Genomic DNA, 20,337 nt, shown 5'->3' with positions numbered 1-20,337 from the left:
CGCACGGCAGATCAGGTTCATTAGCGCCCACTCCGTCCAGCACCCCTCAACCGTCTTGGCGCTGCGCGCCAATCCACCTTCTCCCACATGGGGAGAAGGCAAGGCCCCGCCTGCGACGCGGTGTTGTAGTTGCCGCAGACGCATCGCAGGTTTATGTAAAGCTGCATGAGTGACATGACTTCACGCCTCAGCGGCTGGATGGATTTCGCCAACCCGACACAGTTTGTCGGGTTGGCCGACAAGGTGGTGCCGTGGTTGGCAACAATCGCCACACTCCTCCTGGCCGCCGGGCTCTACATGAGCTTCACGGCGCCGGAGGATTTCCAGCAAGGCATCACCGTACGGATCATGTACATCCATGTGCCCTTCGCCTGGCTGGCCATGATGTGTTTCACGCTGATGGCGATTTCCGCATTGGGCACGCTGGTATGGCGCCATCCGCTGGCCGATGTCGCGCTGAAATCGGCGGCGCCCATCGGCGCCGTCTTTACAGCGCTCGCGCTGATCACCGGTTCGATCTGGGGCAAGCCGATGTGGGGCACCTGGTGGGTGTGGGACGCGCGGCTGACCTCGGTGTTCGTGCTGTTCCTTATGTATCTAGGCATCATCGCGCTGACGCGGGCCCTCGACGATGCGGCGCGCGCCGCCTGGGCCGCCGCAATCATCACCCTGGTCGGCTTCATCAACATCCCGATCATCAAATTCTCGGTCGACTGGTGGAACACGCTGCATCAGCCGGCTTCGGTGTTCCGGCTCGGCGGGCCGACCATCGATCCCAGCCTGTTGCGGCCGTTGCTGGTGATGGCTCTGGGTTTTACCGTGCTGTTCTTCGCGCTGCATCTGATGGCGATGCGCACGGAAATCCGGCGTCGCCGGGTCATTTCGATGCGCCGTGTCGCGGCGAGGCAGGCTGAACGGCAATCAGCCTGACTCATTTCAGCTTTGCCCCCCTCGCAGGCTCAGGGCGTCAAAACTCGAAAGCCAAGCATTGGTTTTCGTCCGCTCCGCGGACCGCTTCTCACCCCATCCGGCCGCGCGCCGCCACCGGCAGCGTCTTCAGCACCCGTTCTCCGGCGATCAGGTGAACCTCGTCGAACAGATTGCTGACGACGCAGCAATGGTCGGGCACGATGCGCACGCGCTCGCCGATACGCAGCCTGGCGTCGCCGGAAAGCGTGACGTTGCCGTGCTCCTCGCTGAGGCTGGTGACGGTGGCGCCCGGAATGCCCAACAATTCGCCGAAATCGGGCAGCCCCAGCGTGTCGCTGGACAAGGCCTTGCTGCCGGCATCGAGGATGGCCCGTGTCGACGTCGGATGGCTGACCACCGTCGACAGCACCGTCAGCGCGCAGTCGTCAAGGCTTCCGACGCCTTTGGCGACCTGGTAGCGGTCGAGATAGATGTAGGTGCCGGGGCGGTACTCGGTGACGACGGAAGCCTCGCTTGCGCGCCACATATCCGGCGTGCCGCCACTGGAGATGCGTTCGCAGGCAAGGCCGGATGCGGCGAGCGCCTGGCGCGCATCGGCCAGCCAAGTCTCGGCCTCGGCGGCGTGGCCTGCCGCCGGATAGGTCATCAGCCCGCCGAAGGCGAGCCCCCTGGCCTTGTCGATCTCTCTGGCCAGCGCGACCGCCTCGCTGGCCGACTGGACGCCGCAGCGGCCCATGCCGGTATCGCATTCCACCAGCACCTGTAGCGGCTGGCCTGGATCGGCGAAGCTGGCGGCGAGACCCGCAAGCGTTTCCATGCTGTCTGACGTCACCGACAGCGTCACGCGGCCGTGCAGCGCCTTGAGGCGCTCCAGCTTGGCCCTGCCCAGGATGTTGTAAGGCAGAAAAATGTCGGTGAGCCCGGCATCGGCCATCATCTCGGCTTCACCGATCTTCTGGCAGGTGATGCCAACGGCGCCCGCAGCGATCTGCTTCCTTGCCCAGTAAGGTAGTTTGTGGGTTTTGATGTGCGGCCTGAGCTTCAACCCGTGGTGGTCGGCGTGGGCCTGCGCCCGCGCGATATTGGCTTCGGCGCGGTCGACATCGATCAGGATCGCCGGCGTATCGAGGTCGTCTATGCTCAGCATGGATTTTCACCCTGGGATTTTGCCTGGACTTATGGCCTTGATCGGCCCGGATGTCATGAGGCCAGCATGCGGTTTACGTCGACACCGGATCGGTGTTCGGCTATTCGGTTTGGAGATCGCCTGGGCCGAAGGGAAGGAACCACAACCATGAAACGCTCCGCTATCAACGACATCATCCGCGACGCCGATGCCTTCATCCGTTCGTTCGGCTACATCATGCCGCCCTTCGCCTATTGGACCCCGGAACAGATGAAGGCGCGCCGGCAGGATTCGTCGGCCATCTTCTCCTCGCGGCTCGGCTGGGATATCACCGATTACGGCCAAGGCAAGTTTAGCGAACTCGGCCTCTTCCTGTTCACCGTTCGCAACGGTCGCTACGAGGACATGAAGAAGGGCATGGGCATGCTCTATGCCGAGAAGATCATGATCTCGCGCAAGGATCAGTTGTCGCCGATGCATCGTCACAACATCAAGGCCGAAGACATCATCAACCGCGGCGGCGGCAAGCTGGTGCTGGAGCTGTTCATGCACGATCGCGATGGCGGCATCGATCCGAAGGCGGAAGTATCGGTGCCGGTCGACGGGACCATCCACCGGCTGCCGGCGGGCGGGCTCTTGAAGCTCGATCCGGGCGAGAGCGTCACGCTTTTGCCAGGCGTCTGGCATGCGTTCTGGGCCGAGGGCAAGGATGTGCTGATCGGCGAGGTGTCGACGGTCAACGACGATCTCACCGACAATGTCTTCCGCGAGCCGATCGGCCGCTTCGCCGACATCGACGAGGACGTCGCGCCCCTGCACCTCTTGGTGTCCGACTACGACAAGTGGGTGGGGTAAGGCGGCCTTTCGGTCCTAACGCTGATGCTTGTCTTCTTTTCGCTTGCCCAGCAGCAGCTTTCGCTCGAGATGGGCTCGCAGGTCGCCGTAATACGCCGTCAGGAACGGGCGGGCATCATGCGCCTGCGGCGTCGAGCCGATCTTGCGTCCGATCGTCTCCGCCACCGCCCGCAGCGCGAAATAGTCGTCGCGGCGCAGCACCTCCTCCAGCTTGTGCAGTTCGGCGATGCCATACGCATCGAGCTGGGCGTGGCTGAACTGAAAAGTCTTGGCGACCGGATCTTTTCGTGCCGACAGATCCTCCATCAGCGTGCGCTTCGGCGCCTCGACGACCCAGGTTCCCGCCAGGAGGTCGCCAATCCGCAACCGGTCGCGATTGAAAAGCGGGAACAAGGCGAACAGCAGCGCCCATACCAGCCCAAAAACTGTCGTCAGCGTATCGGCGACGCCCATCCCACTCCATCCGGCGATAATCGACAGCGGCAGAAAGACCTCGATCTCGCGCATCAGATTGCGGGCGATGACCTGATCGACCGACAGGCCAGCTCCGTTGCGTGACGCCACCCTGATGCCGACGATCCGCTTGCCGGGTGTCGACGCGCGCCGGCCCGCCTCGAAGGCGATGAAATAGACGTTGCGCAGAAAAAAGATCGCGATGATCCAGACGATGAAAAGCGGCTGCAATTTATCAGTGCCGAAACCTCTTACGCCGAACAGCGCAACAATCGTGACCGCGATTGCGGCCGTGGCGATAATCACGACATCGAGCAGGAAAGCGGCAGCCCGCGTGCCGGCGTCGGCCAGCTTTATCTGGAGATCGACACCTTCAGGCGTGATCAGCGAGCGCATTGTCGCCAGCGCGGAGCGTCTAGCGGTCGCCATTGCGCACCACCTGGAACAGATAGAAATAGCCGATCCACAGTGCGAGCAAACCGCCGCCAATGGCATAGCGCGTGATATCGCTGGTGATCGTCTGCCTGCCGATGCCCTCAAGCAGTCCGGCAAACAGCAGCATGACCGAAACGCCGACCATCGCGGTCGCCGCGACCCGCCCGGCATGGGCGGCTGCCGCCATGCGGGTCAATTCGCCGGGAAAGGCGATGCGCGTGCCGATCCGCATGCCGGCAGCGCCGGCCAGCGCGATGGCGAACAATTCGGTGGTGCCGTGAATGGCCAGCCAGCCGCCAAGCTCCATGCCAAGCCCCTTTGCCCAATAGACTTGGAACAGCGCGCCCAGCATGCAGCCGTTGAACAGCATCAGCAGCACCGTCGGCGCGGCGAAAGCAAATCCAAGGGCGAAGGCGAGGATTGCGACCTGGACATTGTGGGTGAAAAGATAAGCAGCAAAGCCTGAGAGAAAGCCGTTGTCGCCATCATAGAGCATACTGCGCAGCAACTCGGCCGAAGCGTCGGGACCGCGGCCTGCCGCCAGGCTTGACGGGATGATCGCGTCGAACCAGCCCTTGTCGGACGCTACCAGCCAGGCGCCGGCGCCGGTGCCGACAAACATCAGCGCCACCGACACCAGCGTCTCGCGCCACAAATCGCGGATGGCACCGGGCCAGTCGTGCAGGAAAAAGTCGGCGATGCGCTGGCGCAGTGTGCGGCGTGCCCCGTAGAGATAGAAATATCCCCGCAGCGACAGGGATTCGAGATAGGCGATCAGCGCGCTGTCGAGGGATGTCGCTCTCGCCACCGAGAGGGAAGACAATGCCGAACGGTAGAGCAACGGAAGCGACAGCAGCTCTTCTTCCGACAGCGTCCGCGGCGCGCGTTTCTCGACGCGGGTGAGAAGCGCCTCGAACGCCTTCCAGTCGGCCTCGCGCTCCCGACGGAAGCTGGCCAGCGACTGGCGTACGGCATCGCCGCGTCGAGCATCGCCGGGTACTGGCGCGGTCACAACAAATCCTCCCGCTTGACCTGCAGGTAGCGCTCGACCAGCGCCGGCCCCAGCCTTTTATGGTCAGCTTCGATCACATGCGCGCCGAGCAGCCGCAACCGGCCGATGACGACCTGCCTTTCGCGCAAGAGCCCGCCGGCGATGACGGCGCGGGCGACATCCTCGCCTGATGAAGGCGGCATGTCGGCCAAGCTCTCCAGCTCGACATCCCTCATCATCATGAACAGCACCAGATGCCGCTCGGTGAGCCGGCCGACGGTGCGCAGCATCAATTCCGCGCTGATCGGATCGACGAAGTCGGTAAAGATGATCACCAGCGAGCGCCGGTCGAGCCGCGCCGCAAGCGTGGTTAGCGCCAAGGTGAAATTGGTCTCCTCGTTGGAATAGTCGATCTCCGCCGCCCGTTTCTGGATCATCGCGAAACTGGCCGCGCCGCGCACCGCGCCGCTGGCGACGCGCGGTCGCGCGTCGAAGCCGAACAGGCTGACCATGTCGCCGCCCTTGAGCGCAATGAACGCCGACAGCAAGGCCGCCGCCACCGCCCGGTCCACCTTCGGCACGCCGTCGACCGGCTCGCACATCAGGCGTCCGCTGTCGATGGCCAGCACGATGTTGTTGTTCTCCTCGATACGGAACTCGCGCGCCAGAAGCCTGCCGTGGCGGGCGCTGCGCTTCCAGTCGATCATCCGCCGGCCCATGCCGGGCTGATAATCCTTGAGCGCCTCGAATTCCCGGCCCTGGCCGGCCCGGCGCTGCGCATGCCCGTCGGGCAGGGCGTTGCGCTGCAGCAGCGTGATCGCCTGGTCGCGGACGCTGCGGACGTCGGGCAGCACTGCCACCTTGCTTTCCATCGGCAGGACGACCTGGTTCCAGACCAGTCCGAACGGCCCGCGCCAGCGCAGCCACAGACGATCGAAGCTGGCGATGCCGCGCCGCAGCGCCTGGAACCGCAGGACGAGCGATCCGCCATCCTTTGTGGCAACCAGGGGTCCGCCGGTTCCGCCCATCGGCGCCAGGCGCTCATCATGCCCGACGCGCGCCTCCAGGGTCCGCGTCGGGCCTGAAAAACGGGCGGCGACATGGACGGTGAACTGGCCGCCGACACCGACCTGCGGCGGCGCGTGGAGGCTGGCGGCCAGCGATTCCCGCCCGCGTCCCGCCGCGGCGTCCACCGCCAGGAAGGCGAGCAGCAGGCAGATCCACAGCAATCCGAGATACCACAATGCCGGCAGCGCCAGCGCGACCAGGAAGGCCGGCACTGCGCCCGCCGCGGTCGTCCACACCGCTCGGCCGCTGGGATAGATCAACGCGGCGCTTCCGTCTGGTCGACCAGGTCGGAGACGATCTGCTCGACCAGCCGGCCATCGATCTGCGCGGCCGGCGACAGGATAACGCGATGGCGCAGCGCCGGCACCGCCAGCGCCTTGACGTCGTCGGGGATCACATAGGCGCGCCCGTCGAGCGCCGCCCGCGCCCGCGCCGCCCTGGCCAGCATGGCGCCCGCGCGTGGACTGGCGCCAACCTCCAAATCGGCGGTGTCGCGTGTGGCGCGCACCAGCGCCGCGATGTAGCCGACGACGTCGTCGACGAGGGTGACGGAGCCGACGGTTTCGAGTGCCTTCTCCAGCGTCTTGCGATCCGTCTGGGCCTTGATGCCGTATTGCGCGATGTCGTGCGAGGCGGAGCCGCCGCCGTGACGGATGATGATGGCCCGTTCCTCCTCGGGACCGGGATAGCTGACCCGGTGCTTGAACAGGAAGCGGTCGAGCTGTGCTTCGGGCAGGGGATAGACACCCTGATGCTCGATCGGGTTCTGGGTCGCGACCACCATGAAGTTGCGGCCCAGCGAATGCGTGGTGCCGTCGAAGGTGACCGCATGCTCCTGCATCGCCTCCAGAAGTGCTGCCTGTGTCTTGGGCGGCGTGCGGTTGATCTCGTCGGCAAGCAAAAGATCGCAGAAGATCGGACCGCGCGTCAGCGTGAACTGTCCAGTCTGGAAGTTGTAGATGTTCGATCCGACGATATCGCCAGGCATCAGGTCCGGCGTGAACTGGATGCGCCCGTAGGCGACACCCAGAGCCTGCGCGAAGCAGCGCGCGGTCATTGTCTTGGCCGTGCCCGGAGGGCCTTCCAGCAGGATATGCCCGCCGGCGAACAGGGCGGTCAGCATCAGGTCGACCGTATCGTGCTGTCCGGTGATCGCCTTGGCCACTTCTTCCCTGATCCGTGTCGCCAGGGCCTTCACATCATCGACGTTCACCGAGCCTCCTTGCCGTCCAATCGTGCAGCCGCTCGGCTGCCTCGTGCATTTGCGTCAGGTTTTTCGCCTCGCCGGCGGCTTGCGCCCGCGCGGTGAATCCGCTGACTTCGTCCTTATCGCGAGAATCGAGCCAGCGGTCGAGCGCTTCGCCTTGCAGCCCCTGCGGCGCTCCCAGCAGTGCACCGGCGCGCACCCGCATCAACGCCGCATAACGGCCTCCCAGTTCCTCGAGCCGCCCGGCGCGCCTCAACAGCATCGCCGTCGTATCCACCAGCGCACGCTTGCCGAAGGCAATGGCGCGCTGGGCGGCGCGCGGCGGGCCGAAACGGCCGAGGCCGTGCAGGAAAGCCAGCGCCGCCGCGGCCAGGATCGTCAGTGTCAGCGCCAGAAACGGCGGTTCGACCAGGAGCTTGGCAAGGTCGTATTTTCGCCCCGCGCCATGCAGCGTGAGATCGAACATGACCTGGCCCTTTTCGGGTTGCACCAATGCAATCAGGTCGAGCGCTGCTGCCGCCTTGGCGGGATCTCGAAGCGCGGCGTTGTTGATCAGGTCGGGGTCGGTCAGGATATAAAAAGGCTTGTCGTCCAGTTCGGTGAGCACAGCCTTGTCGTTGCCAGCTGCTATGATTGGATCCTCGTCCGCCACCCACTGCAATTCGTCGGGGGCGGCAACGAGGCGGCCTTCGACGTCGAGTTGTCGCACCTTACTTTGGCCGACGCCCATCTTTGCATTGGCGATCCGGCCGAGCCATTGGTTCACCACGGGATCGGGCAACCGCCCGAATTTCATCTTCCATCCCTCGTGCTCCTCCAGCGGCAGGGTTTGCCATTTGGGCAGCACGAAGAGGGTATGCAGGTCCTGCCGAAGTTCGAGGATGTGGTCGAGCGCGGCGGGATCGCTCTCGGGCGAAATGGTGACGATCAGCAGCATGTCGGTGCCGAGATCGTCCTCGGTTCGTGCCATGGCCGGCGTCTCGCCGGTGAGCCGCAACCATTCCGCCAGGCCGGCATAGCCGACGCCGCTTTTCGCCAGCGGCGTGGCGCCGCCATTGCCGGGTTGCCGGAAATCGGGCGCATAGGTGGACAGCAGGAAGAAACCCGCTGCCGCAAGCAGGCTGGCGAAAATGCCCCAAAACAGCGTTCTTCGATTGAACGGTTCCTGTGCCGCTGGTTCGACCGTCGCAGCGCTCATATCCAGGCATCCCGGAAGACGAACCGCTCATAGGCGCCGCGTGCTTGCCGCCAGCCTTCGGCGCCGACCGGCCTGCGCGCGAACAATGCGGCTTCGACGATGCGTGCGATCTCGCTAAACGCCGCGCGGGCCTTGGCGGGAACCGAAGCAGCAGCGGCGATGTCGCGCGCCGTGAGCGACGGGCGCAAAAAATCCGGCAGCCGGCCGCCAATATCGGCGACGCTGCGCCGAAGCAGGAGATGGACAGCTTCGTCATAGTCGCCTCGCGCGGCCAGCGCGTCGGCTTCCGACAGCAGGATCTGCGCGGCGCCGGCGTCGGGACGCCATGCTTCCTCCGCCTCGGGTTCGCGCTGCGCGCGCTGCCAGGGCAGCCGCCAGGCGACACCCTTCATCTCAAGAAAGACCAGGAGCAGGATGGTCGCGGCACCTGATATCACCGCCCCCCAGAACAGATAGATCATGTAGGGACCGAGCGACGACAACAGGTCCAGCAGCGGCTTCAGCCAGTCAGGCGGCTGCGGCGGCACATAGGCCGGCAGCTCGAACTGGATCGACGTATCCGAGATCAACTGCTGATGCGCTTTTGCCAGCCATTCGGCTTCCGCTGTGCCTGGCTGTGCCACTGCCAACCGCTTCCCCTGCAACCTGTGGTTCCCCAGTCGACAGTGGCAATGCACAACGGCAATTGCAAGTGGGCTAGACGGTGATCTCCAATGTTGGCACATTTGGTGCGGGGATCACCAGCCGATATGCGGCGATTGAGCGAGGGGACGCATCATGGTTTCGACGACACTGGAACGACCGGACAAGTTCCGCATCGGCAGGGTTTTCAACAATAGTTTTGCGGTCATCGGCCGCAATCCGGGTCTGTTGGTCGGACTGGCGGCTCTTTTTTCCGCCCTTCCGGCACTGGTGCTTAATTTTTGGAATTACAGAAATTTTGCCAACCTCGATTTTGCCAATCCCGAAAGCATGGCGGTTACCGATCCCTCGGCGGTTCTAGGCAACTCGTCAATATCGATCGCTTTTGGCTTGATATATTTTGTGCTGGCTTTGTTGTTTCAATCTTCACTGGTGAGGGCGACGATAGAAGACTTGAATGGCAAGCGCCCGGCAATCGGTGACTGCATCCAGATCGCTTTGCGTTGCATGTTCCCGACGCTCGGGATTGCCCTGGTTGTCTTCCTCACCATGATCTTCGCGGTAGTGGTGACGATGTTCGTGGCGGGCTTGTTTATTCCCGTTTTTGGAGCCCCCATTGCGTTCATAGCGTTCATAGCGTTGCTCGTTCCAGGCATCATGCTGCTCCTCGGTGTATCGGTTTCCATACCCGTGCTGATCCAGGAGCGGCTTGGCGTGTTTGGTTCGATGTCGCGCAGCCGTGCTCTGACGAAGGGCAGCCGCTGGTCACTGTTCGGTCTTTTACTGATTCTGTTCTTGGCGGTGATTGCCATCCAAATGGCATTCGCTTTGGTGTTTGGATTGGCTTTCGCCCTTACCGGCAGCCTCTCGACCGTTGGCCTGATTGTCGGCGCGATCGGAAGCGCGGTTGTGTCGACGGTCGTGTCTACAGTGATATCGGTTGCCATCGCGGTCAGCTATGTCGAGCTGCGTCAGGTCAAGGAAGGCACAGGCATCGACGAACTGGCGGAAATTTTCTCATAGCGGGGAAGTGTCACTGAAGCCATGACGTAACCTGTCCAGTTCAGGCGGTTGCTGATGCGACGAAGGCGGCACGAACCAATCGCAGTCACGTCCTCGGGGTGTTCCAGGTTGGGATGGGTAAGTCGAGTTGGCGATCCTTCCCACCCCCCTCTGTCCTGCCGGACATCTCCCCCGCAAGTGGGGAGATCGGATGTCGCTTTGGCTTTCGCCAATCACCAACGCAAGAAACGCAGGTGGCAGCGGCAGCCTCAAGCGATTGCCCCGCACGCCTCCAGCGGCGGCAGGGGTGACAGTGGCGGAAAAATGCCGTATATTCACATAAAGATGTCTTTATGTCGCTTAAACGCGACCGTCGCCTTGAGGACGAAATATGTCGCAAAACCTATCATCGCTGGACGACCTGTTCGGCCCCGTCGCGGCCAAGCCCGACGGTTCGGAAGTGCTTGCGGCGCTGACGGCGGCGGCGCGCGAACGCATCCTCATTCTCGATGGCGCCATGGGCACGCAGATCCAGGGCCTGGGCTTCGACGAGAACCACTTCCGTGGCGACAAATTCGCCGAGTGCGCCTGCCATCAGCAGGGCAACAACGACCTGCTGATCCTGACGCAGCCCAAGGCGATCGAGGAGATTCACTATCAATACGCCATCGCCGGGGCGGACATCCTTGAAACCAACACCTTCTCCTCGACCTCCATCGCCCAGGCGGATTACGGCATGGAGGACGCGGTCTACGCTCTGAACCGCGACGGTGCACGGCTGGTGCGCAGGGCAGCGGTAAGGGCTGAGCAGGAGGACGGCAAGCGTCGTTTCGTCGCCGGTGCGCTGGGGCCGACCAACCGCACCGCCTCGATGTCGCCGGACGTCAACAATCCCGGTTACCGCGCCGTGACGTTCGACGAATTGCGCCTTGCCTATGGCGAGCAGCTGCGCGGTCTCATTGACGGCAGCGCCGACATCATCCTGATCGAGACCATCTTTGATACGCTGAACGCCAAGGCGGCAATCTTCGCCTGCAACGAGATCTTCATCGAGAAGGATGTGCATCTGCCGGTGATGATTTCCGGCACGATCACCGACCTGTCCGGCCGCACGCTGTCGGGCCAGACGCCGACGGCTTTCTGGCATTCGGTCCGCCACGCCAACCCGTTCACGATAGGCCTCAATTGCGCGCTGGGCGCCAAAGCCATGCGCGCGCATCTGGACGAAATATCCAGCGTCGCCGACACCTTTGTTTGCGCCTATCCGAATGCCGGTCTGCCCAACGAATTCGGCCAATATGACGAAAGCCCGGAGTTCATGGCCGCGCAGATCGAGGATTTCGCGCGCGACGGCTTGGTCAATATCGTCGGTGGCTGCTGCGGCTCGACGCCCGACCATATCCGCGCCATCGCACAGGCCGTGAAGAAACATCCGCCGCGCGCTGTTCCCGACATCGAGCCGAAGATGCGCCTTTCGGGGCTCGAGCCGTTCACGCTGACCGACGAGATTCCGTTCATCAATGTCGGCGAGCGCACCAACGTCACGGGCTCGGCGAAATTCAGGAAGCTGATCACCGCGGGCGACTATGCCGCCGCGCTCGACGTCGCCCGCGACCAGGTCGCCAATGGCGCGCAGATCATCGACATCAATATGGACGAAGGCCTGATCGATTCGAAGCAGGCGATGGTCTGTTATCTCAACCTGATCGCCGCTGAGCCTGATATCGCCCGCGTTCCCGTGATGATCGACAGTTCCAAATGGGAGATCATCGAAGCCGGGCTGAAATGCGTGCAGGGCAAGCCGCTGGTCAATTCCATTTCGATGAAGGAAGGCGAGGAGGCTTTTCTGCACCATGCGAAGCTCGTCCGCGCGTATGGCGCGGCGGTGGTCGTCATGGCCTTCGACGAAGAGGGTCAGGCCGACACCCAGGCGCGAAAGGTCGAGATCTGCACCCGCGCCTACAGACTGCTGACCGAGCAGGCCGGATTCCCGCCCGAGGACATCGTTTTCGATCCGAACATCTTCGCCATCGCTACCGGCATCGACGAGCACAACAATTACGGCGTCGACTTCATCGAAGCCGCCAGGCAGATCACCGCGACGCTTCCCCATGTCCACATATCGGGCGGCGTGTCGAACCTCTCCTTCTCGTTTCGCGGCAACGAACCGGTGCGCGAGGCCATGCATGCGGTGTTCCTCTACCATGCCATCCAGGCCGGCATGGACATGGGCATCGTCAACGCCGGACAGCTTGCCGTCTATGACACAATCGATCCGGAACTGCGCGAAGCCTGCGAGGACGTTGTCAACAACCGTCAGCCAAAGGGCGGCGGCACCGCGACCGAACGCCTGCTGGAACTCGCCGAACGTTTTAGGGGCACGGCGGGCAAAGAAGCGCAGGAACGCGATCTCGCCTGGCGCGACTGGCCGGTCGAGCAGCGCATTTCGCACGCACTGGTCAACGGCATCACCGAATTCATCGACGACGACACGGACGAAGCGCGACGTGCCGCCGAGCGTCCGCTGCATGTCATCGAAGGTCCTTTGATGGCAGGCATGAATGTCGTCGGCGACCTGTTCGGCGCGGGAAAGATGTTCCTGCCGCAAGTGGTGAAATCCGCCCGCGTCATGAAGCAGGCCGTGGCCGGCCTGCTGCCGCACATGGAGGCGGAAAAGCTGGCGAACGCCGCCAATGGCGTTGACACCGGCGAGCGCCAGACCGCCGGCAAGATCCTGATGGCGACGGTGAAGGGCGATGTCCACGACATCGGCAAGAACATCGTCGGCGTCGTTCTGGCCTGCAACAATTACGAGATCATCGACCTCGGCGTCATGGTGCCGGCGGCAAAAATCCTGCAGACTGCGCGCGAGCGAAAGGTCGACATCATCGGCCTGTCCGGCCTGATCACGCCCTCGCTCGACGAGATGGCGCATATGGCCGCCGAGATGGAGCGCGAAGGTTTCGACATTCCGCTGTTGATCGGCGGTGCTACGACCAGCCGCGTGCATACAGCGGTAAAGATCCATCCACGTTATATCAGGGGCCAGACGGTCTACGTCACCGATGCCAGCCGCGCCGTCGGCGTGGTGTCGGCACTTTTGTCGAACGAGACCAGGGGAGGCTATGTCGACAATGTTCGTGCCGAGTACAAGAAGGTTGCCGATGCGCATGCGCGCAGCGAAGCCGACAAGCAGCGCCTGCCGCTCGCCAAGGCGCGGGCCAACGCCCACAGGATCGACTGGTCGGCCTACCAGCCGCCAAAACCGTCCTTTCTCGGCCTGAAAACCTTCGAAGCCTGGGATTTGGCCGAGCTCGCGCGCTATATCGACTGGACGCCGTTCTTCCAGACCTGGGAGCTGAAGGGGCGTTACCCGAAAATCCTCGACGACGAGGCGCAAGGACCGGCGGCACGCCAACTCTTCGACGACGCCCAGGCGATGCTGGCCAAGATCATCGCGGAAAAATGGTTCGCGCCGAAGGGCGTCATCGGCTTTTGGCCGGCGAATACCGTCGGCGACGACATCAGGCTGTTCACCGATGACGCCAGGTCGCAGGAGCTGGCGACCTTCTTCACGCTGCGCCAGCAACTGACCAAGCGCGACGGCAAGGCGAACGTCGCGCTAGCGGATTTCGTCGCGCCTTTGGACAGCGGCAAGGCCGACTATCTCGGCGGTTTCATCGTCACCGCCGGCATCGAGGAAGCGGCAATCGCGGAGCGTTTCGAACGGGCCAACGACGATTACTCGTCGATCATGGTCAAGGCGCTGGCCGACCGTTTCGCCGAAGCCTTCGCCGAACGCCTGCACGAATGCGTGCGCAAGGAGTTCTGGGCCTATGCGCCGGACGAGAAACTCGCGCCGGACGAGCTGATCGGCGAACCCTATCGCGGCATTCGCCCGGCGCCAGGCTATCCGGCGCAGCCCGACCACACCGAGAAAGCGACGCTTTTCCGCCTGCTCGACGGCGAGCGCAACGCCGGCGTCAGCCTGACCGAAAGCTTTGCGATGTGGCCGGGCTCCTCCGTGTCCGGCATCTACCTGTCGCACCCCGAAAGCTATTATTTCGGCGTCGCTAAGGTCGAACGCGATCAGGTCGAGGACTATGCGCGCCGCAAGGCCATGCCGCTAGCCGAGGTCGAGCGCTGGCTCGGCCCTATACTCAACTATGTGCCGACCCCCTTCGCCGAAGCTGCGGAGTAAGGTAGCAGCTTTTGACCCGGCCATCAGAGGTTTTGATCCTTTCTGGAAGCCAGGGCGAGTTTCTTAACGAGCCCGTCAGGGATTGGCTGGCTCGGCGAGAAGGTGACGCCAGTCTTGGTAGACTTGAGCCCGGCCGCGGCAATGTCGTCGGCATGCGACTTGATGGCGGAAGGAGATAGATAGAGGCCGCATTGCTTACTGAACGCTGCATAACCCGCGATGATGGATTGTCCGATCCTGAACCCTGGCATTTTATAGGCGATGACTTCTTCGGCGTCAGGCAGCGCGCGCGCAAGTTGAGAGCGCAATCGAACCAGCAGAGGGCGGAGGTCTTTAGGAGCCTCAGCTATGTAGGCGTCGTGATCAGCAAACTTGGCCAGAGCAGGCTTATGCTGGGGTGACATTCAAGGCGAGCGCCCACCATCTCAGCTTTAACCAGTTGGATGACTGAATCAAGCTGATCAGGAGAAGGTCCGCAATGGGCCATCCTGCGCCATCGGCCCGACTTCTCAAACGGGCTGTCAGGGATAATGCCTCATGCAATGAAGGAGGGCCCTATGCAGACCCCGACTGAAGAAACGGAAATCCGCAAAGGCCTGGATGACCTGGTGCAGGCATTGCGGGCCAAGGATATAGAAGCCCTGATGGCACACTATGCCGCGGCTACCGTCGTATTCGACATCAGGCCGCCGCTGCGGATCGAGAGCGCCGATGCCTATCGAAAGAACTTCGAGGCGTGGTTTGCCTCGGTCGACGGTCCGATGGATTATGAGGTGCACGAGCTGCTCGTCACAGTCAGAGACGACGTGGCGTTCTGCCATAGTCTGTGCCACGTCAGAAGCAAAAGAACGAACGGGGAGAAAGCCGACTATTGGGTGCGTGTGACGTCGGGTTTGCGGAAGATGAGTGACCACTGGATGATCACGCACGAACACATATCTATGCCGATCGATCTCCGGACAATGCAGGCACAGCCGGAGTTTCAGTCGTAGCTCCGCGGACGTTCGCACGATACCAAACTTCTTCCGGCGCTGCCCTCGACCGACCCAGCCATGGGGCTTGCCGAAATCGCTGACCCAATCGATCGCGGGCCGGTGAAGCGCGAGGCTTGCGTAAAGGGCAAAGGGGGTCGAATCGCAGCACCCTGCGCACACGCGGTTTCAGTTCAGCCCCGGTGGTGCGTCCATGGCGCCAAGGTCGTACGCGACCAGATCGAGGATATGCGCGGCGCAAGCGCATGCCCTGGCTCGGCCCTGTACTCAACTATATGCCGGCGCAGGGACTTGACGCAGCCGCGTGAAAATCGCGTCGCGAGGCTGACAGGGCGAAAAGCCTCCATGACAGCAGCCCTGTCCTGATTGCGCGCTCGTTCTGCAAAGACACGGATAGGCACCTCCCCGTGGTCAGAGCGGTGGTGAGCCTGGCCTGCAGCGGTGGTGCGCCGTACCGCCTCGGATTGACGCGCGACACTTTAGCTGCAAAGTATATTAACGTTCTGTTTACCAAATATTGGTCTCGGCAGGGACTTGGGGGGGGCAATTTGGAACCGTTTCTGGGTGCGAACCGCCTTAATTGGGATGATCGGGCCGAGCTGCATTCGACCGACACGACGGGCAGCTACCACATAGAAAATGTGCTGGCTGGCGGATCCAATCTCTATGAGCTGGAAACGCGCGAGGTCGGAGACATTGTCGGCAAGGATATCGTCCATTTGCAATGCCATATCGGGCTCGACACAATCAGCTTGAAGAATCTGGGCGCGGGCAGCGTGACCGGCCTCGACTTTTCACCGACGGCGATCGCAGCGGCGCGGGATTTCGCCGCAAAGGCAGGCACTGATGTGCGCTTCGTCGAGGCGCCACTGTTCGAGGCAGTCGAAGCGCTCGGCCGAACCTTTGACATCGCTTACGTTACCTGGGGTTCGGTAAACTGGCTTGACGACGTGTTCCGCTGGGCGCGGGTGGTTGCCGATCTCCTGCGGCCCGGCGGCCGGCTCTATCTCGCCGAGGGCCATCCGTTGATGTTCCAGTGTGATCGCAAGGCTGCGGCGCTGGAGTTCAAGCATGACTGGCGAACGCCAATAGCTCGACCACTCGCATGGAACGAGGAACTCACCTATACCGGCGACGACCGCATCTTGAAGCATCCGCGCTACTATGAGTGGATTCATCCGGTCAGCGACGTGGTGAACGCGCTGATTTCAGCTGGGCTGACGCTGGATTTTCTCAATGAGCATGACACGGTTTCGTGGCAGCATTTTTCATTTGCCGTGAGGGCCGGCAAGGATATGTTCGGCTTGCCAGAGAACTCTCCCAAGATCCCAATGGCCTACTCCATTGGCGCCACGAAGCGTAGCATCGGCAAGATACCCTACCTGGTTACCCCCAAGGCGGTTGAGGGTCATTAGAGTTCCCCTGCGCAGCGATTTGGTTCTTTGACTGACGGTCGCTGCCGGCCGGCCTGCAGCCACCGATCCAACGCTGGCGATTAGCTAAATCCCGCCGCGCGCCTTCGTCATCCTAGGGCGGAGCAAGGAGCGAAGCGACGCGGCGCAGACCCTGGGATCCATCCCGTGACATCAGCCGAAGAATGCAGCGGCTCAGAACAACGCTACTACCCTTCAACCATGACCGGCTATGCGTAAAAACAACCACCTGAAGCGCGTCGCATGAATCCCATTCAGCCGCGACGCGCTTTAAGTCGTCAACCGGAGCCGCAGGTCCGTGTCAACCACTCCGGCCACCTCAGGCGGTTGGGACGTGCAAAAATGTTAGGACCCGTGAAGGTCAAAATTAAATATTGATAGCTAATATACCCTGGTCGGGTTGGCCCAGAACCTGAATAGCATCTGAGGAATCGCCTATTGGCTCTTTTCCGCGCTAGGTTCGGCGGTATTAGGAAGGCCGTTTTCTCGTCGGCAAATATCCCGGCGGCAATGGCGGTGATAGTTATTGCCGTTGGCGCAGCGTTCGCGGACCACCAGAACAAAGTCGTCTCGGATCAAGCCGCCCGAGCGGATGTCCTAGCCAAGGTCAATCTTATCCGCGCCAAGCTTGAAGGCAACATCAACGGAAACCTTCAACTGGTGCAGGGACTGGTCGCGACGGTCGTAACCGAGCCCTATATGGGACAGCAGCGCTTCGCCTCGCTGGCGAGCAACCTGTTTGGCAGGGGCTCGCAATTGAAGAATATTGCCGGCGCGCCCGATCTGGTCATTTCCCTGATGTACCCGATGGACGGCAACGAGAAGGCGATAGGCCTCGATTACCGCAAGGACGAGCGCCAGCGTGTGGCCGCGCTAAGGGCGCGAGATGAGCGCGAGCTAATCCTTGCCGGTCCCGTCGACTTGAGGCAGGGAGGGCAGGGCTTCGTCGGTCGTATTCCGGTCTTTGTGCGCAGTGCAGGCAACACCGAAAGATTCTGGGGCATCATTTCGGCCGTTGTCGACGTTCAGCGCCTCTATAAGGCGAGCGGCCTGCTTGACGATGATCTCGGGATTGACATAGCGCTGATCGGTAAGGACGCTCTCGGTCCAACCGGAGAGCAATTCTTCGGCAATGAGCGCGTCGCCAAAAGCAATCCGGTGACAGCCGACGTTCTGCTTCCGTCCGGTTCTTGGCGGATCGCAGCCATTCCCAAAAACGGCTGGCCTTCGACGCCCGACAACGCGTGGTACTTGCGCGCAATCATGGCGGTGGCCGGGGCGTTGGTTGTGATCCCATTCCTGGTTACGGGTCGTCTGATTGGCGAGAGACAGCGCAATTATGCGGAACTGAGTCGATTGTCGAGGCGACTGGAACTCGCTCTGGAAGCGTCGGCTATTGGCGTTTGGGAACACGATCTCGCGACCAACGAGCTTAAATGGGACGACCGCGTCAATGAAATATACGGCAAACCGACTGGGGAGTGCCGCGGCTACCTGGACTGGGCGGGAGCAATCCACCCGGATGATTTGGCTGGCGCCAACGCCGATTTCGATCGCGCGACGGCTGGCGGCGGGCCGTATTTGTCGGAGTACCGGATTATTCGGCCGGATGGCGAGATTCGCCATGTTCGATCCAAGGCGATAATTTACCGGAGCGCAAACGACACCCCAAAAATGATTGGCGCCGAATGGGATGTGACAGCCGATGTCCTGCTGAACAAGGACCTGGTTCGCGCAAAACAGCTTTCCGAGTCGAAAAATGCGGAACTCGAGTCGGCCAAGGCGCGCATAGAGCACATTGCGCTCCACGATTCGCTGACCGGTTTGCCCAACCGGCGTTACCTCGACCAGGTGCTGGAAGACTACGCTGCAAACGCCAGGCGCGCCGGCGGCTATGCGGCACTGCTTCACATAGATCTGGACCGGTTCAAGCACATCAACGATACGCTTGGCCACGCCGCAGGCGACGCAATGCTTGTCCACGCCTCGACTGTCCTCCGATCCAAGGTCGATGGTGAGGGCTTCGTCGCTCGGATCGGAGGAGACGAATTCGTCGTCCTGTGCGTGGCGCATGACGATATCAAGCAACTGGCGCTGCTCGCTGACCGGGTCATCAGCCAGATGCGAGAACCGGTCTACTATCAGGGCCATCGATGCCGTTTTGGCGTGAGCGTGGGAATTGCAGTCGATGACGGAAAAGATGTCGAAGCCAAGCACCTGCTGGTCAACGCTGACATCGCGCTTTACCGAGCAAAGAGTCGTGGGCGCAATCGATACGAATTCTTCACCGAGGCGATGCAAAGCGAGATCGTCGAGACAAAACGAATTGCCGACGAAATTCTCGGCGGCCTTGAGCGCAACGAGTTCATTCCCTTCTACCAGCCGCAATTTGACGCAAAAACCCTTGAAATTGTTGGGGTTGAGGCGCTGGCGCGATGGCGGCATCCGCAGAAGGGCATTTTGGCGCCCGACGTCTTCCTAAGGATTGCGGAAGAGCTGAATGTCGTCTCGATCATCGATCGAAACATATTAGAGCAATCGCTTTTGGATCTCGAAGGGTGGTCCGCTGCGAATCTTCACATTCCGCGGGTGTCGGTCAATGTTTCGGCACGCCGCCTTCAGGATGAGGAACTCATAAAGAGTCTCAGGAAGCTGAATATCAAGAAGGGGACAGTTTCATTCGAGCTCGTTGAGTCAATTTTCCTTGACGAGAATGATGACTTTGTTACCTGGAATCTTGAGCAGATAAAAGCGCTCGGCATTGACGTAGAAATAGACGATTTTGGCACGGGCTATGCCTCTATAGTCAGCTTGCTCAAGCTGCAGCCTCGCCGGTTGAAGATAGATCGCCAACTGGTCATTCCAATTGTCAAATCGCCGCAACGAAGGCAGGTCGTCTCGTCGATCATCGAAATCGGCAAATCCCTGGGTATCGAGGTCGTAGCGGAGGGTGTCGAGACGATGGAGCACGCACAGACACTCAAGAGCTTGGGCTGCGACATATTGCAGGGTTATGCCTTCGGGCAGGCGTTGGATGCCGACGGGCTAAAGGCCTTCGTTCGATCTCGGCGTCTGCGCACTGGACGGATTTTGGATGAACCGCTCCGGTTGGGTAGAGTATAAGCGCATCCGCCTCAGGTCACAGGGTGGCGCTACGCTTGAGTCTTAGGATTTGGAGATTGGCCGATCACGGCAGAGGAGTGTGGCTGGGGTTCCTGGAAGCTTTTCGAGCTTTTTGTCTCGCATTTCCAGCCGAATTGCGAGCGCTTTTGAAAGAGATCAGAATATCTGAACATGCTATAGGACAAGCTTGATTGACGCATTAGGCTCTGTAGATACCCTCAGCGGTTCACGACAGAGAGGTCCACTTGGGTGTCGCGTTTGCCAGCTCTCGGGGGTTCGAGTCGGGAGAGGGATACCGCCAATACAGTGCTGTGACCGAGTTCGTTTGCTGACGGGGCTTCTTAGTCAGCGCAAATAGGTCCGACTCCAGAATGATGCGCCTGGCCGGTGACAAATGAATCTCTGCTGGACCGCCGATGATATGGGGAGGCGCTCGCAAATCGCGCCCTACGCGCGGGTTGATCGGTTGATCAATATCAAAGCTTGAATATGAGAAATGCGCTAACTGTGACGGCGGTGGTCACCGTGGCTCGAGTGTCAGCAGATGTGGTAAGGTTGAGTGTCGGCGAGTAGCAGAGGTCCAGCAACAATGACTTTGAGGCGAACCAGAGTTTACCGCGCATCCGGCTTGGTTCTAGCGGTTTGCAGTGTGTTTGCTTGGCAGAACGCCACTGCTGCTCC

At 61.6% G+C, this 20,337-nt stretch carries 16 protein-coding genes; 7 read left to right on the top strand and 9 right to left on the bottom strand.

Going from position 1 to position 20,337, the window contains the following annotated elements; translation table 11 throughout:
- Positions 1-165: 165 nt before the first annotated feature.
- Positions 166-930, top strand: coding sequence for a heme ABC transporter permease (locus NMG80_RS15820; protein ID WP_254018955.1), 765 nt, complete (start codon positions 166-168; stop codon positions 928-930).
- Positions 931-1,018: 88 nt separating this feature from the next.
- Here the strand turns inward: NMG80_RS15820 and NMG80_RS15815 are convergent, their stop codons facing one another.
- Positions 1,019-2,077, bottom strand: coding sequence for a D-TA family PLP-dependent enzyme (locus NMG80_RS15815; RefSeq protein ID WP_254018954.1), 1,059 nt, complete (start codon positions 2,075-2,077; stop codon positions 1,019-1,021).
- Between the two features lie 147 nt (positions 2,078-2,224).
- Between NMG80_RS15815 and NMG80_RS15810 the strand changes: the two genes are divergently transcribed.
- Positions 2,225-2,911 carry a D-lyxose/D-mannose family sugar isomerase gene (locus NMG80_RS15810; protein ID WP_254018953.1) on the top strand — a complete coding sequence of 229 codons (687 nt, stop codon included), beginning with the start codon at positions 2,225-2,227 and terminating at the stop codon, positions 2,909-2,911.
- Positions 2,912-2,926: 15 nt separating this feature from the next.
- Here NMG80_RS15810 and NMG80_RS15805 read toward each other — a convergent pair whose 3' ends face one another.
- The 6 genes from NMG80_RS15805 to NMG80_RS15780 are packed head-to-tail and all read right to left on the bottom strand — an operon-like array spanning position 2,927 to position 8,886.
- The gene (locus tag NMG80_RS15805; protein WP_254018952.1) at positions 2,927-3,793 is read right to left on the bottom strand and encodes an RDD family protein; all 867 of its coding nucleotides are present in this window, start codon (positions 3,791-3,793) and stop codon (positions 2,927-2,929) included.
- Positions 3,780-4,811: a stage II sporulation protein M gene (locus NMG80_RS15800; protein ID WP_254018951.1), complete on the bottom strand. Its 1,032-nt coding sequence runs from the start codon at positions 4,809-4,811 to the stop codon at positions 3,780-3,782. Before NMG80_RS15800 ends, NMG80_RS15805 begins: the two co-directional genes overlap by 14 nt.
- Positions 4,808-6,118, bottom strand: a complete 1,311-nt coding sequence (locus NMG80_RS15795) for a DUF58 domain-containing protein (protein WP_254018950.1) — start codon at positions 6,116-6,118, stop codon at positions 4,808-4,810. Before NMG80_RS15795 ends, NMG80_RS15800 begins: the two co-directional genes overlap by 4 nt.
- The gene (locus NMG80_RS15790) at positions 6,115-7,071 is read right to left on the bottom strand and encodes an AAA family ATPase (protein WP_254018949.1); all 957 of its coding nucleotides are present in this window, start codon (positions 7,069-7,071) and stop codon (positions 6,115-6,117) included. Before NMG80_RS15790 ends, NMG80_RS15795 begins: the two co-directional genes overlap by 4 nt.
- Complete coding sequence (locus NMG80_RS15785; RefSeq protein ID WP_254018948.1) at positions 7,058-8,263, bottom strand: DUF4350 domain-containing protein; 1,206 nt, start codon at positions 8,261-8,263, stop codon at positions 7,058-7,060. The genes NMG80_RS15790 and NMG80_RS15785 overlap by 14 nt, the downstream gene beginning before the upstream one ends.
- Positions 8,260-8,886: a DUF4129 domain-containing protein gene (locus NMG80_RS15780; protein ID WP_254018947.1), complete on the bottom strand. Its 627-nt coding sequence runs from the start codon at positions 8,884-8,886 to the stop codon at positions 8,260-8,262. Before NMG80_RS15780 ends, NMG80_RS15785 begins: the two co-directional genes overlap by 4 nt.
- A gap of 154 nt (positions 8,887-9,040) precedes the next feature.
- Here NMG80_RS15780 and NMG80_RS15775 point away from each other — a divergent pair, with 154 nt between their 5' ends.
- Together NMG80_RS15775 and metH are read left to right on the top strand one after the other, a co-directional pair.
- Complete coding sequence (locus NMG80_RS15775) at positions 9,041-9,928, top strand: DUF7847 domain-containing protein (RefSeq protein WP_254018946.1); 888 nt, start codon at positions 9,041-9,043, stop codon at positions 9,926-9,928.
- Positions 9,929-10,298: 370 nt separating this feature from the next.
- Positions 10,299-14,108, top strand: coding sequence for a methionine synthase (metH, locus tag NMG80_RS15770; RefSeq protein WP_254018945.1), 3,810 nt, complete (start codon positions 10,299-10,301; stop codon positions 14,106-14,108).
- A gap of 23 nt (positions 14,109-14,131) precedes the next feature.
- Here the strand turns inward: metH and NMG80_RS15765 are convergent, their stop codons facing one another.
- Entirely contained in the window at positions 14,132-14,512 is a 381-nt protein-coding gene (locus tag NMG80_RS15765; RefSeq protein ID WP_254018944.1) for an iron chaperone, read from the bottom strand.
- A gap of 153 nt (positions 14,513-14,665) precedes the next feature.
- On the opposite strand from NMG80_RS15765, the gene NMG80_RS15760 reads away from it, so the two are divergent.
- The 3 genes from NMG80_RS15760 (at position 14,666) to NMG80_RS15750 (ending at position 19,656) form a co-directional block, all read left to right on the top strand.
- Positions 14,666-15,100, top strand: coding sequence for a YybH family protein (locus tag NMG80_RS15760; protein ID WP_254018943.1), 435 nt, complete (start codon positions 14,666-14,668; stop codon positions 15,098-15,100).
- 407 nt (positions 15,101-15,507) lie between these two features.
- Positions 15,508-16,515, top strand: a complete 1,008-nt coding sequence (locus tag NMG80_RS15755) for a class I SAM-dependent methyltransferase (protein ID WP_254018942.1) — start codon at positions 15,508-15,510, stop codon at positions 16,513-16,515.
- 528 nt (positions 16,516-17,043) lie between these two features.
- Positions 17,044-19,656, top strand: coding sequence for a bifunctional diguanylate cyclase/phosphodiesterase (locus tag NMG80_RS15750; protein ID WP_254018965.1), 2,613 nt, complete (start codon positions 17,044-17,046; stop codon positions 19,654-19,656).
- A gap of 476 nt (positions 19,657-20,132) precedes the next feature.
- Here the strand turns inward: NMG80_RS15750 and NMG80_RS37845 are convergent.
- Positions 20,133-20,337: hypothetical protein (locus tag NMG80_RS37845; RefSeq protein WP_436798623.1), on the bottom strand; the 205-nt coding region annotated here is incomplete at its 5' end.

The sequence above is a fragment of the Mesorhizobium escarrei genome (assembly GCF_935825525.1).
GTDB lineage: Bacteria > Pseudomonadota > Alphaproteobacteria > Rhizobiales > Rhizobiaceae > Mesorhizobium > Mesorhizobium escarrei.
The sequence above is the reverse complement of the archived record's forward strand: the minus strand, read 5'-3'. Positions and strand labels throughout refer to the sequence as shown.

What these genes read in the sequence shown, in the direction of transcription:
- NMG80_RS15760 (WP_254018943.1), top strand. Translation starts at nt 14,666, where the DNA reads ATGCAGACCCCGACTGAAGAAACGGAAATCCGCAAAGGCCTGGATGAC.
- NMG80_RS15810 (WP_254018953.1), top strand. Translation starts at nt 2,225, where the DNA reads ATGAAACGCTCCGCTATCAACGACATCATCCGCGACGCCGATGCCTTC.
- NMG80_RS15805 (WP_254018952.1), bottom strand. Translation starts at nt 3,793, where the DNA reads ATGGCGACCGCTAGACGCTCCGCGCTGGCGACAATGCGCTCGCTGATC.
- NMG80_RS15765 (WP_254018944.1), bottom strand. Translation starts at nt 14,512, where the DNA reads ATGTCACCCCAGCATAAGCCTGCTCTGGCCAAGTTTGCTGATCACGAC.
- NMG80_RS15820 (WP_254018955.1), top strand. Translation starts at nt 166, where the DNA reads ATGAGTGACATGACTTCACGCCTCAGCGGCTGGATGGATTTCGCCAAC.
- NMG80_RS15815 (WP_254018954.1), bottom strand. Translation starts at nt 2,077, where the DNA reads ATGCTGAGCATAGACGACCTCGATACGCCGGCGATCCTGATCGATGTC.
- NMG80_RS15750 (WP_254018965.1), top strand. Translation starts at nt 17,044, where the DNA reads ATGGCGGTGATAGTTATTGCCGTTGGCGCAGCGTTCGCGGACCACCAG.
- NMG80_RS15775 (WP_254018946.1), top strand. Translation starts at nt 9,041, where the DNA reads ATGGTTTCGACGACACTGGAACGACCGGACAAGTTCCGCATCGGCAGG.
- NMG80_RS15785 (WP_254018948.1), bottom strand. Translation starts at nt 8,263, where the DNA reads ATGAGCGCTGCGACGGTCGAACCAGCGGCACAGGAACCGTTCAATCGA.
- metH (WP_254018945.1), top strand. Translation starts at nt 10,299, where the DNA reads ATGTCGCAAAACCTATCATCGCTGGACGACCTGTTCGGCCCCGTCGCG.